The sequence below is a fragment of the Streptomyces sp. NRRL S-87 genome (assembly GCF_000719335.1).
Classification (GTDB): domain Bacteria; phylum Actinomycetota; class Actinomycetes; order Streptomycetales; family Streptomycetaceae; genus Streptomyces.
On record NZ_JOGB01000011.1, the window covers coordinates 1 to 12,878 of the forward strand.

Below are 12,878 nucleotides of genomic sequence, written 5' to 3' on the forward strand. Positions count from 1 at the left end.
CCCCCACACAGACCCCCCGACTGGGGCAGGATGCGGGCATGCGGATCGCTGTCACCGGTTCGACCGGGCTCATCGGTAAGGCGCTGGTGCGCTCCCTGCGGGCGGACGGGCACGAGGTGGTGCGGCTGGTGCGCAGGCCGCCCGCCGCTCCCGACGAACTGACGTGGGACCCCAAGCGCGGTTACGTCGCCGAGCCCGGCCTGGCCGACTGCGACGCGGTGGTGCACCTCGCGGGCGCCGGGATCGGGGACCACCGGTGGACGGACGCGTACAAGAAGGAGATCCGCGACAGCCGCGTCCTGGGCACCCGTACCATCGCCGAGGCCGTCGCCACGCTGCCCGACCCGCCGCGCGTGCTGGTCAGCGCCTCGGGCGTGGGCTACTACGGCGACGGGGGCGACCGGGTCCTGGACGAGGAGTCCCCCGCGGGAGCGGGCTTCCTGCCCACCGTGTGCGCGGAATGGGAGGCGGCCACGGCCCCGGCCGCGGCGGCCGGCGTGCGGACCGTGCTGGCCCGCAACGGCCTGGTGGTGTCGGGCTCCGGCGGGGCGTGGGGCCGGATGTGGCCGCTGTTCCGGCTGGGGCTGGGCGGACGGTTGGGGAGTGGGCGCCAGTACTGGAGCTGGATCTCGCTGCGCGACCACATCGCGGCGCTGCGCTTCCTGATCGAGGACTCGGCGCTCGCGGGGCCCGTGAACCTGACCGGTCCGCTGCCGGCCACCAACCGCGAGGTGACCGCGGCCATGGGGCACGTGCTGCACCGCCCGACGGTGTGCGCGGTACCCGAGTTCGCGTTGCGGCTCGTCCTGGGCGAACTCGCCCAGGACGTGTTGGGCAGTCAGCGGGCGGTACCGAAGCGGCTGGTGGCCGCCAGCTTCGCGTTCACGGACGGGACGATCGAGTCCGCCCTGCGGGCGGCACTCGACGAGAACGCCGCCGACCACAGCCGACGCTGACGCGGGCGCGTCGTCGCGGCACTCGCCGCGACGCCCCGCGGCCCTACCCCGCGGCCAGCGCCCCGCGACCCAACCCCGCGGCCCTACCCCGCGCCCCGCTCCCCACGGCCCGCACCCGACCCACTCCTGACCTCTCGCCCACCCCTCCCACCGGACACCCCTCCCACCGGACACCCCCACCCGCGTCTGCGCCCCACCCCACCAGTACCAGCCACCCCGCGCGCCCACGGCCGACCGAATACGACCGCCGTGCGACCGGCGTGCGACCGTATGCGACCGGACTTGCGCCCATTCTCGTACCGGACTCGGGTTCTGCTGGAGCCCGTTGGGGGAAGGAGGATCCCCACACCAGCCGCGCCGACCTCGGGGAGGGGCACGTGCTCAGCAGCGCACATCACGCGGACGTCGTCATCGTGGGAGCGGGAGTCTCCGGACTCGCGGCCGCGCACCACCTCATCGGCGCCGGAGTCAACGTCACCGTGCTGGAAGCGGCGGACGGACCGGGCGGCCGGATGGCCACCGAGACCGTCGACGGGTTCCGGCTCGACCGGATCGGCCAGTTGCTCAACACCTCGTACCCGGAGCTCAGCCGCACTCCGGGGCTGACCGGCCTCGTCCTGCGGCCGTTCACCCCGGGCGTCCTGGTCTGCGGGGAGGGCGGCCGGCAGCAGCGGGTCGGCGGCACGCGCACGGCCGCCCGCGCCCTGGCCAGCGGCTCGTTCCTGAACGCGGCGCTGGCCCGGCTGGCCGCCGTACCCGTGGACCGGCTGCTGGCGCGGCCCGAGCGGACCGCCCTCGCCGCCCTGCCGCGCCCCTTCTCGGGGGTCCTCAAGCCCCTGCTCGCTACGCTCCTCAGCGACGCCGAGCTCGGTACGTCCAGCCGGTGCGCGGACCTGGCGCTGCGCGGCTTCGCGCGCGGGCGGCTGGCCGTGCCCGAGGGCGGCGCGGCCGCCCTGCCCGACCTGCTGGCGGCGGGGCTGCCGCCCGGCACGCTGCGCACCGGGGTACGGGTGCGGTCCGTGTCGACGAGCGTGGTGCGGACCGCCGACCACGGCGACTTCCGGTGCCGGGCAGTACTGCTGGCCACGGGGGCGCGGGCGGCCGCGGAACTGCTGCCGGGGCTGCGGGTGCCGGAGTTCCACGAGGTCAGCGTGTTCCACCACACCGTGCCGGCGGGGGCGGCGGCGCCGCTGGACGCGTCGCTGCTGCTGGAGGGCGACGGGCGCGGGCCCGTGGCGCACTCGGCCGTCATGTCCGCCGTCGACCCGCTGCGGGCCCCGGCCGGACGGGCGCTGGTCTCCTCCACCGTGCTCGGGCGGCCGCCCGCCGAGTCGGTCGTCCGGGCGCACCTGGCGTTCCTGTACGGGCCTGGCGCGGCCGTGTGGGAACCGCTGGCGATGCACCACACGCGGGAGGCGGTGCCGGCGATGCCGCCGCCGCACGATCTGCGGCGCCCGGTGCGGGTGCTGTCGGGTCTGTACGTGTGCGGCGACCACCGGGACACGAACACGGTCCAGGGGGCCCTGTTCTCGGCCCGGCGCGCGGTGCAGTCGGTGCTGCGTGACTTCGGGGTGCCGGCCGCGGAGCCGCCGGTGCCGATGCCTGCGGCTGCCTGAGCGGGCCCGTCTCCCGGTCCGCCCCTTCGCCGGGCGGGGTCGTGGCGATCCACCGGCGCCCCGGGCCGGCCGGGCAACGCCGCGGCCCTGCGGGGCGGTTCCCCCACCCACCCTCCACCCTTCCCCCGTTCCCCGGGCTCCGCCCCGGGCCCACCCGGCGCCCCGCGCCGGACCCACCCGGCCCCCCGGACCCACCCGGACCCCCGGACCCACCCAGCGCCCCAGACCTCACCCGGCGCTCCGCCCCGGACCCACCCGGCGCCCCGCGCCGGCCTCCCGGGGCTCCGCCCCCGACCCGCGCCTCAAACGCCGGCGAGGCTGGAACTCCCGGAACCGGGACGGGAGGGGCCGGAAGATCCAGCCCGCGGGGGGGAGCGACGCGGTCGGCCTGCGCGCGGGCACCGGAGAGCGGTGCCCGCTTTTGACCGCACCCGGCGCGCAGCGCCAGGTCTACGGCAAGGAGGCGACCCGGTCGCGGTACGTGCGGACGGCGGCGGCGTCGCGGTACGGCTCCAGCCGCCGCTCGAAGTCCCGCACGTACTCGACCGCCCGCACCGACCGCATCTCCGTGGCCTGCTGCGCAGCCTCCGCCCCCAGCGCGCACGCCTGGTCCAGCTCACCCAGCCCCAACCGCGCCGAGGCCAGTACGACGCGGCAGAAGAGCCGGGAGCGCGCGTAGCCGGGGGCGCGCAGCTGGAGGGAGCGCTCGGCGTGCTGCGCCGCGGCCCGGTACTGCTGGAGGTCCCGGTGCGCGTGCGCGAACTCGTCCGCCAGCTGCGCCTCGTCGAAGAACCGCGCCCAGTGCGGCACGTCGTCCCCCGGCCGCGCCGCCCCCAGCGTCCGCTCGGCCCGCACCAGCGACGCCGTGCACGCCCGCACCTCGCCCAGCACGCCGTGCCCGCGCGCCTCCGCCGCGTGCAGCAGCGCCTGCACCACCGGCGGGGCGCCGGTGCCCACGCCCTGCTGCGCGACCCGGGTGAGCTGCACCGCCTCCCGGCCGTGCCCGAGGTAGACCGCCTGCCGGCTCATGGTGACGAGGACGTACGACCCGTACGGCCGGTCCCCCGCGGCCTGCGCGAGCCGCAGCGCCTGTACGAAGTACCGCTGGGCCAGCCCGTGTGCGGCGATGTCGTACGAGGTCCAGCCCGCGAGCCGGGTCAGGTCGGCGGCGGCTGCGAACAGCCGCCGCCCTGTCGCCTCCCCGTAGGTGCCGCGCAGCATCGGCTCGGCCTCGTGCTCGAGGTAGCGCACCAGCGCCTGGCGGGCGTGCCCGCCGCCGTAGGCCTGGTCCAGCGTCCGGAACAGCTCGCCCACCGAGCGCAGCGCGGCGATGTCCCCGCCGGTCACGCGCTGTCCGGGCCCGCGGTCGACGGCCCGCTGCCGGGGCACGGTGAAGCGCCCCTGGCCGGGGACGCGCGCGACGGCCGAGTCGCCGCGGCCCACCCGCTCGTCCGGGCGGCCGATGAGCCAGTCGCGGCTGGGGACGACCAGGCCGGCCGGGGTGAAGGCGATCTTGCGGAGTTCGGCGTGGCTTCCGGAATCCTTGCGCCACAGCCCGCTCGCGATGTCCACGGCCTCCTCGGGCGTGGCCGCGAACTCCAGGCCCGCGTAGACCGGGGCGCAGGCGTCGAGGCCGAGGTCCTGGGCGGAGAGCCGGCGGCCGAGGCGCCGCGTGAAGACCTCCGCGATCAGTGCGGGGGTGGTGCCGCGCGGCTGCTGCCCGCGCAGCCACCGGGTCACGGAGGTCTTGTCGTACCGCAGGTCGAGGCCGTGTTCCAGGCCGAGCTGGTCGACCCTGCGGGCCAGCCCGGCATTGGAGAAGCCCGCTTCCGCGATCAGGGCCGCGAGCTGCCGGTTGGGGACGCGCTGCGGGGGTCGTTCCGTCATCGGCTCCACGGTCTCCTGACTTCCGGACCGCTGCTGCCCGGTCCTGTGCGGACCACTGCCCGGTCCTCTGCGGGCCCTGCCCGGCCCTGTGAACGGCGTGAATGTAGCGGCCATCCCGGCCTTTCCCGCCCGCTCTGCCCCACATTCATCCGATCGTGCGAAGAACTCGCCCGCCCCTTTACGGATCACCCCTACGCCCTTGCGTACGCTGCCGGGCATGAACCCGCACGACCCCGTCCACGCACCGCAGGCCCCGGAGATCACCGAGGCGGAGTGCCGCCGGTGCGGGACCCTGATCGCCGGGTTGGACGGGCGCTACGCGTGCGGCGTGTGCGGCTGGGTGAACGACCACTCGGAGGGGCACCGGGCGCTGCCCCGGGCCGAGGACGACCCCGACTTCCCGCGCGGTCGGCGGCGCAGGCCGCAGCTCCCGCCGGAGCTCGCGGAACCGGCCCCGGCGATCGGCCCCTGACCTCGACCCCTGACCTCGACCGTCCCCTGAGCTCGGTCCCTGAGCTCGGCCCCTGAGCTCGGTCCCTGAGCTCGGTCCCTGGACCTCGGCCCCTGACCTCGGCCCCTGACCTCGGTCCCTGAACCTCGGCCCCTGACCTCGGTCCCTGAACCTCGGACCCTGACCTCGGACGCTGTCCGGCGTCCCGCACCTCGGCCCTTCCCCGGACGTGCCCCTCCCCGCCCCCGGCGGCCCGCCCCGGGGCCCCGCGAGGGCCCGCCGTACCCTGGGTGGGTGCGGTATGCACGCACAGCCGTTTCAACGAGGAGGCGCTGCGGTGGCTGAGCTGCGGTTTGTCCGTCTGGGCTTCGGTTCGGAGTCCGTCGAGTACACCGAGGCGTGGGAGGAGCAGCGCCGGGTCCACGCCGCCCGCTTCGCGGACGAGATCGGCGACACCTGCCTGCTGCTGGAGCACCCGCCGGTCTACACCGCCGGCCGCCGCACGGCGGACAGCGAGCGCCCGCTGGACGGCACCCCCGTCATCGACGTCGACCGCGGCGGGAAGATCACCTGGCACGGGCCGGGCCAGCTGGTCGGCTACCCGATCATGAAGCTGCCGCGTCCCGTGGACGTGGTCGCCCACGTGCGCCGCCTCGAAGAGGCCCTCATCCGCACCGCCGCCGAGTTCGGCGTGGAGACCACCCGCGTCGAGGGCCGGTCGGGCGTGTGGGTGCTCGGCGACCCGGTGGACCAGCGCCCGTCCCCGGGCGGCCTGGAGCTGGACTTCGACCCTCGGCTGGCGGACGAGGAGTTCGACCCGCGGCTGAACGGCCCCGAGTACGCCCCCTCCAACGCCGGCCAGCGCCGCGAGGACCGCAAGCTCGCCGCCATCGGCATCCGCGTCGCCAAGGGCGTCACGATGCACGGATTCGCGCTCAACGTGAATCCCGACGCGACCTGGTTCGACCGGATCATCCCGTGCGGGATCCGCGACGCCGGTGTGACGTCCCTCTCGGAGGAACTGGGCAAGGAGATCACCATCGCCGACGTCCTGCCGGTGGCCGAACGCCACCTGGCGGAGGTCATGGCCGACGCGACGCTGGCCCCGCGCGAGGTGCCGCACCCCGCCGCACGGGCCTCCGCGGAGCCCGCGGCCGCCCCGGCCCCCGAGGCGACCCCGGCCTGACCCGACCGGACCTACCGACGGGTAGGCCGGTCCCCGGTCCGACCCGGGAATGCCTCCGCGCAGTCTCAGGTTGGCCGGACGTAAGAGCGTACGAATAACGGGCGTACCCTGGTGGGCGCCGAGGAATCAAAAGTCACAGGGAGCCGGTCGTGTCCGCAGTCGCACCCGACGGACGCAAGATGCTGCGCCTCGAGGTCCGTAACGCCCAGACCCCCATCGAGCGCAAGCCCGAGTGGATCAAGACCCGGGCGAAGATGGGTCCCGAGTACAAGGCGATGCAGAGCCTCGTGAAGAGCGAGGGCCTGCACACCGTGTGCCAGGAGGCCGGCTGTCCGAACATCTACGAATGCTGGGAGGACCGCGAGGCCACCTTCCTCATCGGCGGCGACCAGTGCACGCGGCGCTGCGACTTCTGCCAGATCGACACCGGCAAGCCCGAGGCCCTCGACCGCGACGAGCCCCGCCGCGTCGGCGAGTCCGTCGTCACGATGGACCTGAACTACGCCACCATCACCGGCGTCGCGCGCGACGACCTCGAGGACGGCGGCGCCTGGCTGTACGCCGAGACCGTGCGCCAGATCCACCAGCAGACCGCCGGTCGCGAGGGCGGCCACACCAAGGTCGAGCTGCTGGCCCCCGACTTCAACGCGGTGCCGGAGCTGCTGGAGGAGGTCTTCGCCTCCCGCCCCGAGGTCTTCGCGCACAACGTCGAGACCGTGCCGCGGATCTTCCGCCGCATCCGGCCGGGCTTCCGGTACGAGCGCTCGCTGGAGGTCATCACCAAGGCGCGCGCGTACGGCCTGGTCACCAAGTCGAACCTCATCCTCGGCATGGGCGAGGAGCGCGAGGAGATCAGCCAGGCGCTGCGCGACCTGCACGAGGCCGGCACCGAGCTCATCACCATCACCCAGTACCTGCGGCCCACGCCGCGGCACCACCCCGTGGAGCGCTGGGTGAAGCCGGACGAGTTCGTCGAGCTGGCGAAGGAGGCCGAGGAGATCGGCTTCTCCGGCGTGATGTCCGGCCCGCTGGTCCGGTCCTCGTACCGTGCCGGCCGCCTGTACCAGCAGGCGATGGACAAGCGCGCGAACGCCTGACCGGCGACCGACATGACCGGAAGCGGCCCGCAGGGAACCCCTGCGGGCCGCTTCGTCGTTCCCTGACCGGCGCCCTCGACGGGCCTCGGCGCCACGCCTGTGGAATGGCGCACACCGCCGCACGCAGGCGATCACCCAGCGTCACATCAGCCCCATGAGCCCCACCCGCACCATCAAGGTTTCATCACTGTTTGACCGCCGGGTCATGCGCTGGTAACACCAGTCAGTGACGATGGCTCCACGCACCGCACACACCACGTTCAGAGCGCCACCACGAAGGGATCGTCACCATGCAGGCCGCGCCCGTACGCGCCACCGCCATCCCGACCGTCAAGGACGCGCTCCACGCGATCGAGTCGGTCCTCATGCGCACCGCCCGCCGCAACGCCTGGACCGCGGTCCTGGAGGACCGCCGCCGCGCGAGCGACCGCGTCGAAACCGAGCACGCGCTCGAGGCCGTGGCTACCCGTCTGCCGTAGGACACGTAAACTTCGGTTTATGGCGAGGAAGGAAAACGCAGCAGCGACTGCGAACCCCGGGCGACTCAAGCAGATCGCACTGACGTACAAGATGACCCGCAAGGCCGACCCGAAGGTCGGGCTGATCGTCGCGGGCGTGGGCATCATCACCTTCGGTGTCTTCCTCGGCATCGGCTTCCTGATCGACCACCCGGTCTACCTGGGCATCCTGGGCTTCCTGGTCGCCTTCCTGGCCATGGCGATCATCTTCGGCCGACGCGCGGAGAAGGCGGCCTTCGGTCAGATGGAGGGCCAGCCGGGAGCCGCCGCGGCGGTTCTGGAGAACGTGGGCCGCGGCTGGACCACCACCCCGGCCGTCGCGATGAACCGCAACCAGGACATCGTCCACCGCGCGGTCGGCAAGGCCGGCATCGTGCTGGTGGCGGAGGGCAACCCGAACCGGGTCAAGACCCTCCTCGCCGCCGAGAAGAAGAAGATGAACCGCATCCTCCCCGACATCCCGGTCCACGACGTCATCGTGGGTACGGGCGAGGGCGAGGTCCCGCTCAAGAAGGTCCGCACCACGCTGCTGAAGCTGCCGCGCGTGCTGGCCGGCCCGCAGGTCACCACGGTCAACGACCGGCTGCGCGCGATGGGCGACCTGATGAGCAACATGCCGCTGCCGAAGGGTCCGCTGCCGGGCCGCGGCGGCGCGCGGATGCCGCGCGGCAAGATGCGCTGACCACCCCCTCGTCGTATACGGCTGTGGCCCCGGGAACCTGGTTCCCGGGGCCACAGCCGTATACGGGGCACGCCGCAGAGCCGTACACCGGGCACGCCACAGCCGTGTACTGGGCACGGGGCCGCTGCCGGGTACGGCGGAGGAGAGCCGTGCGACGGGACGAGCGGCGGGCGGTCAGATCCGGACCTGGACGGCCTTCGCGAGCCGGTCGTGCAGTCCGCGGCCGTCGCGGTCCCAGATCAGGGCCGGGACGAAGAGCGCCAGCAGCACGCTGCGCAGCACCGCGCGGGGGAGGCTCAGCCGGCCGCCGCCCTCGGCCACCACGCGCAGGCCCACGATCCGCTTTCCGGGCGTGAACCCCACGGTGCCGACGGTCAGGACGCTGAGCACGAGGAAGACCAGCAGCGGCCAGCTGCCCATCTTCTGCACGTCACCGTCGGCGATCAGCCTGAATGCGATCAGCGAGCACAGGCCCCAGTCGACGGCGATCGCCGCCATGCGCCGCCCGACCCGGGCGACGGAGCCGGGACCGTCCTGCGGAAGCCCCAGTCGCTCCCCGCGGTACCCGAAGTCGACGCCCATCTCCTCGGCCGCCGCACGGGGTCCCGAGAGCCACGATCCGATTGCTTCTCTGTTGTCCACCCGTCCACGGTACCCGCCACCCCGGGGCGATCTTCAGGGCCTCACGGGGTATGGAATGCGACCTGACGGGGTACGCGAGCGAGGACGTCGCGTGTTACCGGACGGTCCTCCGGTTAACTTGTGCGAAACAAATGGGTCATGCTTGAGAAATCCCGCCTGCTTATGGTCGGGGCAGCGTGCGCCACCGCACTGACGCACCACGAGCTACGCAACCCGCCCCTCCCCCGGGGGTCGGGGGTAGGAGGAGTTGGATGTTCCAGAACGCCGACGACGCGAAGAAGTACATCGCGGACAACGACATCAAGTTCGTTGATGTCCGGTTCTGCGACCTGCCCGGTGTGATGCAGCACTTCAGCATCCCGGCGGCGGCGTTCGACCCGAGCGAGGAGCTGGCCTTCGACGGCTCCTCGATCCGCGGCTTCCAGGCCATCCACGAGTCGGACATGGCGCTGCGCGCCGACCTGTCCACCGCGCGCCTGGACCCGTTCCGCCGCGACAAGACGCTGAACGTCAACTTCTTCATCCACGACCCGATCACGGGCGAGGCCTACAGCCGCGACCCGCGCAACATCGCGAAGAAGGCCGAGGCCTACCTCGCCTCCACCGGCATCGCCGACACCGCGTACTTCGGCCCCGAGGCCGAGTTCTACGTGTTCGACTCGGTGCGCTTCGCCACCTCCGCGAACGAGGGCTTCTACCACATCGACTCCGAGGCCGGCGCCTGGAACACCGGCTCCGAGGAGAACAACCGCGGCTACAAGGTGCGCTACAAGGGCGGTTACTTCCCGGTCGCCCCGGTCGACCACTTCGCCGACCTGCGCGCCGAGATCTCCCTTGAGCTGGACCGCCAGGGCCTGCAGGTCGAGCGCCAGCACCACGAGGTCGGCACCGCCGGCCAGGCCGAGATCAACTACAAGTTCAACACGCTGCTCGCCGCGGCCGACGACCTGATGCTCTTCAAGTACATCGTGAAGAACGTCGCCTGGCGCAACGGCAAGACCGCGACCTTCATGCCGAAGCCGATCTTCGGTGACAACGGCTCGGGCATGCACGTCCACCAGTCGCTGTGGCAGGGCGGCGAGCCGCTCTTCTACGACGAGACCGGCTACGCGGGCCTCTCGGACACCGCCCGCTACTACATCGGCGGCATCCTCAAGCACGCCCCGTCGCTGCTGGCCTTCACCAACCCGACGGTGAACTCCTACCACCGCCTGGTGCCCGGCTTCGAGGCCCCGGTCAACATGGTGTACTCGCAGCGCAACCGCTCCGCGGCCATGCGCATCCCGATCACCGGCTCCAACCCGAAGGCCAAGCGCGTCGAGTTCCGCGCGCCGGACCCGTCGTCCAACCCGTACCTCGCCTTCTCGGCGCTGCTGCTGGCCGGCCTCGACGGTGTGAAGAACAAGATCGAGCCGATGGAGCCGATCGACAAGGACCTCTACGAGCTCGCCCCCGACGAGCACGCGGCCGTCCCGCAGGTCCCGACCTCCCTCGACGCGGTGCTCACCGCGCTGGAGAACGACAACGAGTACCTCCAGGCCGGCGGTGTCTTCACCAGCGACCTGATCGAGACCTGGATCGACTACAAGCGCCAGCACGAGATCGCCCCGATCCAGCTGCGCCCGCACCCGCACGAGTTCGAGCTCTACTTCGACATCTAGGACGGCCGGTTCCTACTGATGGGGAACCCGGCCTGAGCTCGACGAACGGCCCCCGGCCCCGCTCTTCGGAGCGGCGCCGGGGGCCGTTCGCGCTTTGACAGGCCCGCGGGACGGAGTAAGGGTGGAAGAGGGGTGAAAGCAGACGTACCGATACAAGTGCGGAGGTGCATGGACATGCGCCGCAGGATGGTTGCAGGGGTCGTCACCGGGGCCTTCGCGGTCTCGCTCGGCCTCCTCCCCGCCGTCAGCGCTTCGGCCACCTCGGTCTCGACCGCTCCGACCCACGACCGGCCGCAGTGGTGCGAGGACGCCCGGCAGTCGCACGACTGGCGCTGGTGGAACGAGTGCTGCAACCGCGACTGGAACGACCGGCCCAGCTGGTGCTGGGACGACGACCACGGAACCTGGAGCGACCCGAACCACAACCGACTTGACGACCGGAACGACAACAGGAACGACAACCTCCACCACGACGACGGGAACTGGTACTGGAACGACAGCCGGAACGACGGCCGCACCTCGTAACGGGGAGGGCAGCGGCCGCCGGTGAGCCGACAGTGAGGTCGTCGTAGCCGTCGCCCCCGGAAAGGGCGGCGGCACGATGGTGCCCCGTCAGTTCATGAGGGAGCGGACCAGGCGGCAGGTGGTGTTGGACGGGCGGTGGATGCCGGTGCGGACCGCCATCGTGCGGATCTTCCGGTTGGTCGCGCGCTTCGCGTCGTAGGTGCCCGAGTCGAGCAGGGATATGGCCAGGCGCATGGCCTTCAGCCGGCGGTTGTGGTTCTCGTACCACTCGCGCGGCAGGCCGGCGGGCAGCGGCTTCTTCTTGACGGGGACCAGGGTGGAAGCGGTCATCGGCAGCCTCCCGAAGGGCGGTGTCGGACGGTCACTTACTGCTTCGATTTTAGTGCGGGGCACTGACAATCGCCCCTGGTCGAGGGCCGGTTGAGGCCCCGAGGGCGGTTGTGGAGGGGGGTGCGGGCGGGGCGGCACGACGCCGGTTCCGGGGCCTGCCGCGGGCCCGGGTCGGGCGGTGGGGCGGCGGGCGGCGGGCGGCGGGCGGCGGGCGGCGGGCGGTACGGTTTCCGGCATGGAGATCTGGATCAATCCCGCCTGTTCCAAGTGCCGCAGCGCGCTGCACCTGCTCGACGAGGAGGGCGCCGAGTACACCGTGCGCCGCTACCTGGAGGACGTACCCACCGAGGACGAGATCCGCGCCGTGCTGGACCGGCTCGGCCTGGAGCCGTGGGACATCACGCGGACCGCGGAGGCCGTCGCGAAGGAGCTCGGGCTCAAGGACTGGGCGCGCGACGAGGGCGACCGGGACCGGTGGATCGCCGCGCTCGCCGCGCACCCGAAGCTGATCCAGCGTCCCATCATCACCGCCGACGACGGCACGGCGGTGGTCGCGCGCACGCCCGAGGCGGTCCAGGAGGCCATGGCGCGCAGCACGTCTTGACGCCGCCCTCATCCGGGGGTGCGTAACGTTGCCGCGGTCAGGGGGACGGCAGCGGAAGGAAAGACGTGAACGAGCAGCGGGCCCCCGAGACGATCCTGGAGACCGGCGCACGGCCGGAGGCGGGTACGGCGCCGGAGACCGGTACACGGCCGGAGACCGGCGCGTGGCCGGAGACCGCGGCCCCACCCGCGTTCGACCCCGTCCTGCGCACCCGGACCGCCGCGGCGCGCGGCGGGGCCGAGTGGATCTTCGGAGGGGTGTACGGAACCATCCTGTCCAGCGCGCTGCTGGCCGCCCTCCAGAACGGAGGCACCCCCTACACCCCGTTCTACGACGCGGCCTGGGTGCTGGTGACGGTCGCCGCGGCCGCGCTGGTGCACGGCTACGCCCACCACATGTCCTCGCACGGGGCGGCCTCCCCGGAGCACCGGGGCGCCGACCGCTGGAAGCGGCTGGGGCGGGAGCTGCGCGACGAGTGGCCGATGCTCGCGGCCTCGCTGCCCACGGTGCTGCTGCTCTGCCTGGCCGGCTTCGGCGGCTGGCACGAACCGGCCACGACGGCCGTCGGACTGGGCCTGAACACGGCGCTGCTGTTCGCGTGGGGCGCCTTCGCGGCGCTGCGGAGCGGCTACCGGCTCGCCCCGGCGCTGCTGATCGGCCTGGCGGACGCCGCGATCGGGCTGGCGATCGTGGTGGCCAACGCCGTCATCAAGTGACGTCCCG

At 72.9% G+C, this 12,878-nt stretch carries 14 protein-coding genes; 11 read left to right on the top strand and 3 right to left on the bottom strand.

All coding sequences use genetic code 11. The annotated features are described in order from the left end of the window. Positions 1-38: 38 nt before the first annotated feature. The gene (locus IF43_RS0109210) at positions 39-956 is read left to right on the top strand and encodes a TIGR01777 family oxidoreductase (RefSeq protein WP_030196595.1); all 918 of its coding nucleotides are present in this window, start codon (positions 39-41) and stop codon (positions 954-956) included. Positions 957-1,333: 377 nt separating this feature from the next. Then, positions 1,334-2,572, top strand: coding sequence for an FAD-dependent oxidoreductase (locus IF43_RS0109215; protein ID WP_030196598.1), 1,239 nt, complete (start codon positions 1,334-1,336; stop codon positions 2,570-2,572). A 450-nt stretch (positions 2,573-3,022) separates the two neighbouring features. Here the strand turns inward: IF43_RS0109215 and IF43_RS0109220 are convergent, their stop codons facing one another. Next, positions 3,023-4,459, bottom strand: a complete 1,437-nt coding sequence (locus IF43_RS0109220) for a hypothetical protein (protein ID WP_030196602.1) — start codon at positions 4,457-4,459, stop codon at positions 3,023-3,025. 217 nt (positions 4,460-4,676) lie between these two features. Here IF43_RS0109220 and IF43_RS36280 point away from each other — a divergent pair, with 217 nt between their 5' ends. The 5 genes from IF43_RS36280 (at position 4,677) to IF43_RS0109245 (ending at position 8,393) form a co-directional block, all read left to right on the top strand. Continuing rightward, positions 4,677-4,931: a hypothetical protein gene (locus IF43_RS36280; RefSeq protein ID WP_037887876.1), complete on the top strand. Its 255-nt coding sequence runs from the start codon at positions 4,677-4,679 to the stop codon at positions 4,929-4,931. Positions 4,932-5,247: 316 nt separating this feature from the next. Beyond that, entirely contained in the window at positions 5,248-6,096 is an 849-nt protein-coding gene (gene lipB / locus IF43_RS0109230) for a lipoyl(octanoyl) transferase LipB (protein WP_030196607.1), read from the top strand. 149 nt (positions 6,097-6,245) lie between these two features. Further along, positions 6,246-7,193, top strand: coding sequence for a lipoyl synthase (lipA, locus tag IF43_RS0109235; protein WP_030196611.1), 948 nt, complete (start codon positions 6,246-6,248; stop codon positions 7,191-7,193). A gap of 290 nt (positions 7,194-7,483) precedes the next feature. Continuing rightward, positions 7,484-7,672, top strand: a complete 189-nt coding sequence (locus IF43_RS0109240) for a hypothetical protein (RefSeq protein WP_030196614.1) — start codon at positions 7,484-7,486, stop codon at positions 7,670-7,672. Between the two features lie 19 nt (positions 7,673-7,691). Next, positions 7,692-8,393, top strand: a complete 702-nt coding sequence (locus tag IF43_RS0109245; protein WP_030196623.1) for a DUF4191 domain-containing protein — start codon at positions 7,692-7,694, stop codon at positions 8,391-8,393. Between the two features lie 174 nt (positions 8,394-8,567). On the opposite strand, the gene IF43_RS0109250 is transcribed toward IF43_RS0109245, so the two are convergent. Beyond that, positions 8,568-9,035: an RDD family protein gene (locus tag IF43_RS0109250; RefSeq protein ID WP_078910019.1), complete on the bottom strand. Its 468-nt coding sequence runs from the start codon at positions 9,033-9,035 to the stop codon at positions 8,568-8,570. Positions 9,036-9,286: 251 nt separating this feature from the next. On the opposite strand from IF43_RS0109250, the gene glnA reads away from it, so the two are divergent. Beyond that, positions 9,287-10,696 (top strand): type I glutamate--ammonia ligase, encoded by a 1,410-nt coding sequence (glnA, locus tag IF43_RS0109255; protein ID WP_030196627.1) that lies wholly within the window; start codon positions 9,287-9,289, stop codon positions 10,694-10,696. Positions 10,697-10,870: 174 nt separating this feature from the next. Then, complete coding sequence (locus tag IF43_RS40540) at positions 10,871-11,221, top strand: hypothetical protein (protein ID WP_158939255.1); 351 nt, start codon at positions 10,871-10,873, stop codon at positions 11,219-11,221. Positions 11,222-11,308: 87 nt separating this feature from the next. Here the strand turns inward: IF43_RS40540 and IF43_RS0109265 are convergent, their stop codons facing one another. Next, on the bottom strand, positions 11,309-11,551 hold the full coding sequence (locus IF43_RS0109265; RefSeq protein WP_030196634.1) for a hypothetical protein: 243 nt from the start codon (positions 11,549-11,551) through the stop codon (positions 11,309-11,311). 235 nt (positions 11,552-11,786) lie between these two features. Between IF43_RS0109265 and IF43_RS0109270 the strand changes: the two genes are divergently transcribed. Together IF43_RS0109270 and IF43_RS0109275 are read left to right on the top strand one after the other, a co-directional pair. Continuing rightward, on the top strand, positions 11,787-12,155 hold the full coding sequence (locus IF43_RS0109270) for an arsenate reductase family protein (protein WP_030196636.1): 369 nt from the start codon (positions 11,787-11,789) through the stop codon (positions 12,153-12,155). A 65-nt stretch (positions 12,156-12,220) separates the two neighbouring features. After that, on the top strand, positions 12,221-12,871 hold the full coding sequence (locus tag IF43_RS0109275; RefSeq protein WP_234332045.1) for a hypothetical protein: 651 nt from the start codon (positions 12,221-12,223) through the stop codon (positions 12,869-12,871). The last annotated feature ends 7 nt before the right edge of the window (positions 12,872-12,878 follow it).

Excerpts from the sequence above, each read along its gene's own strand:
- IF43_RS0109265 (WP_030196634.1), bottom strand. The coding sequence starts at position 11,551 with ATGACCGCTTCCACCCTGGTCCCCGTCAAGAAGAAGCCGCTGCCCGCC.
- glnA (WP_030196627.1), top strand. The coding sequence starts at position 9,287 with ATGTTCCAGAACGCCGACGACGCGAAGAAGTACATCGCGGACAACGAC.
- IF43_RS0109270 (WP_030196636.1), top strand. The coding sequence starts at position 11,787 with ATGGAGATCTGGATCAATCCCGCCTGTTCCAAGTGCCGCAGCGCGCTG.
- IF43_RS0109210 (WP_030196595.1), top strand. The coding sequence starts at position 39 with ATGCGGATCGCTGTCACCGGTTCGACCGGGCTCATCGGTAAGGCGCTG.
- IF43_RS0109220 (WP_030196602.1), bottom strand. The coding sequence starts at position 4,459 with ATGACGGAACGACCCCCGCAGCGCGTCCCCAACCGGCAGCTCGCGGCC.
- IF43_RS40540 (WP_158939255.1), top strand. The coding sequence starts at position 10,871 with ATGCGCCGCAGGATGGTTGCAGGGGTCGTCACCGGGGCCTTCGCGGTC.
- IF43_RS0109240 (WP_030196614.1), top strand. The coding sequence starts at position 7,484 with ATGCAGGCCGCGCCCGTACGCGCCACCGCCATCCCGACCGTCAAGGAC.
- IF43_RS36280 (WP_037887876.1), top strand. The coding sequence starts at position 4,677 with ATGAACCCGCACGACCCCGTCCACGCACCGCAGGCCCCGGAGATCACC.
- IF43_RS0109245 (WP_030196623.1), top strand. The coding sequence starts at position 7,692 with ATGGCGAGGAAGGAAAACGCAGCAGCGACTGCGAACCCCGGGCGACTC.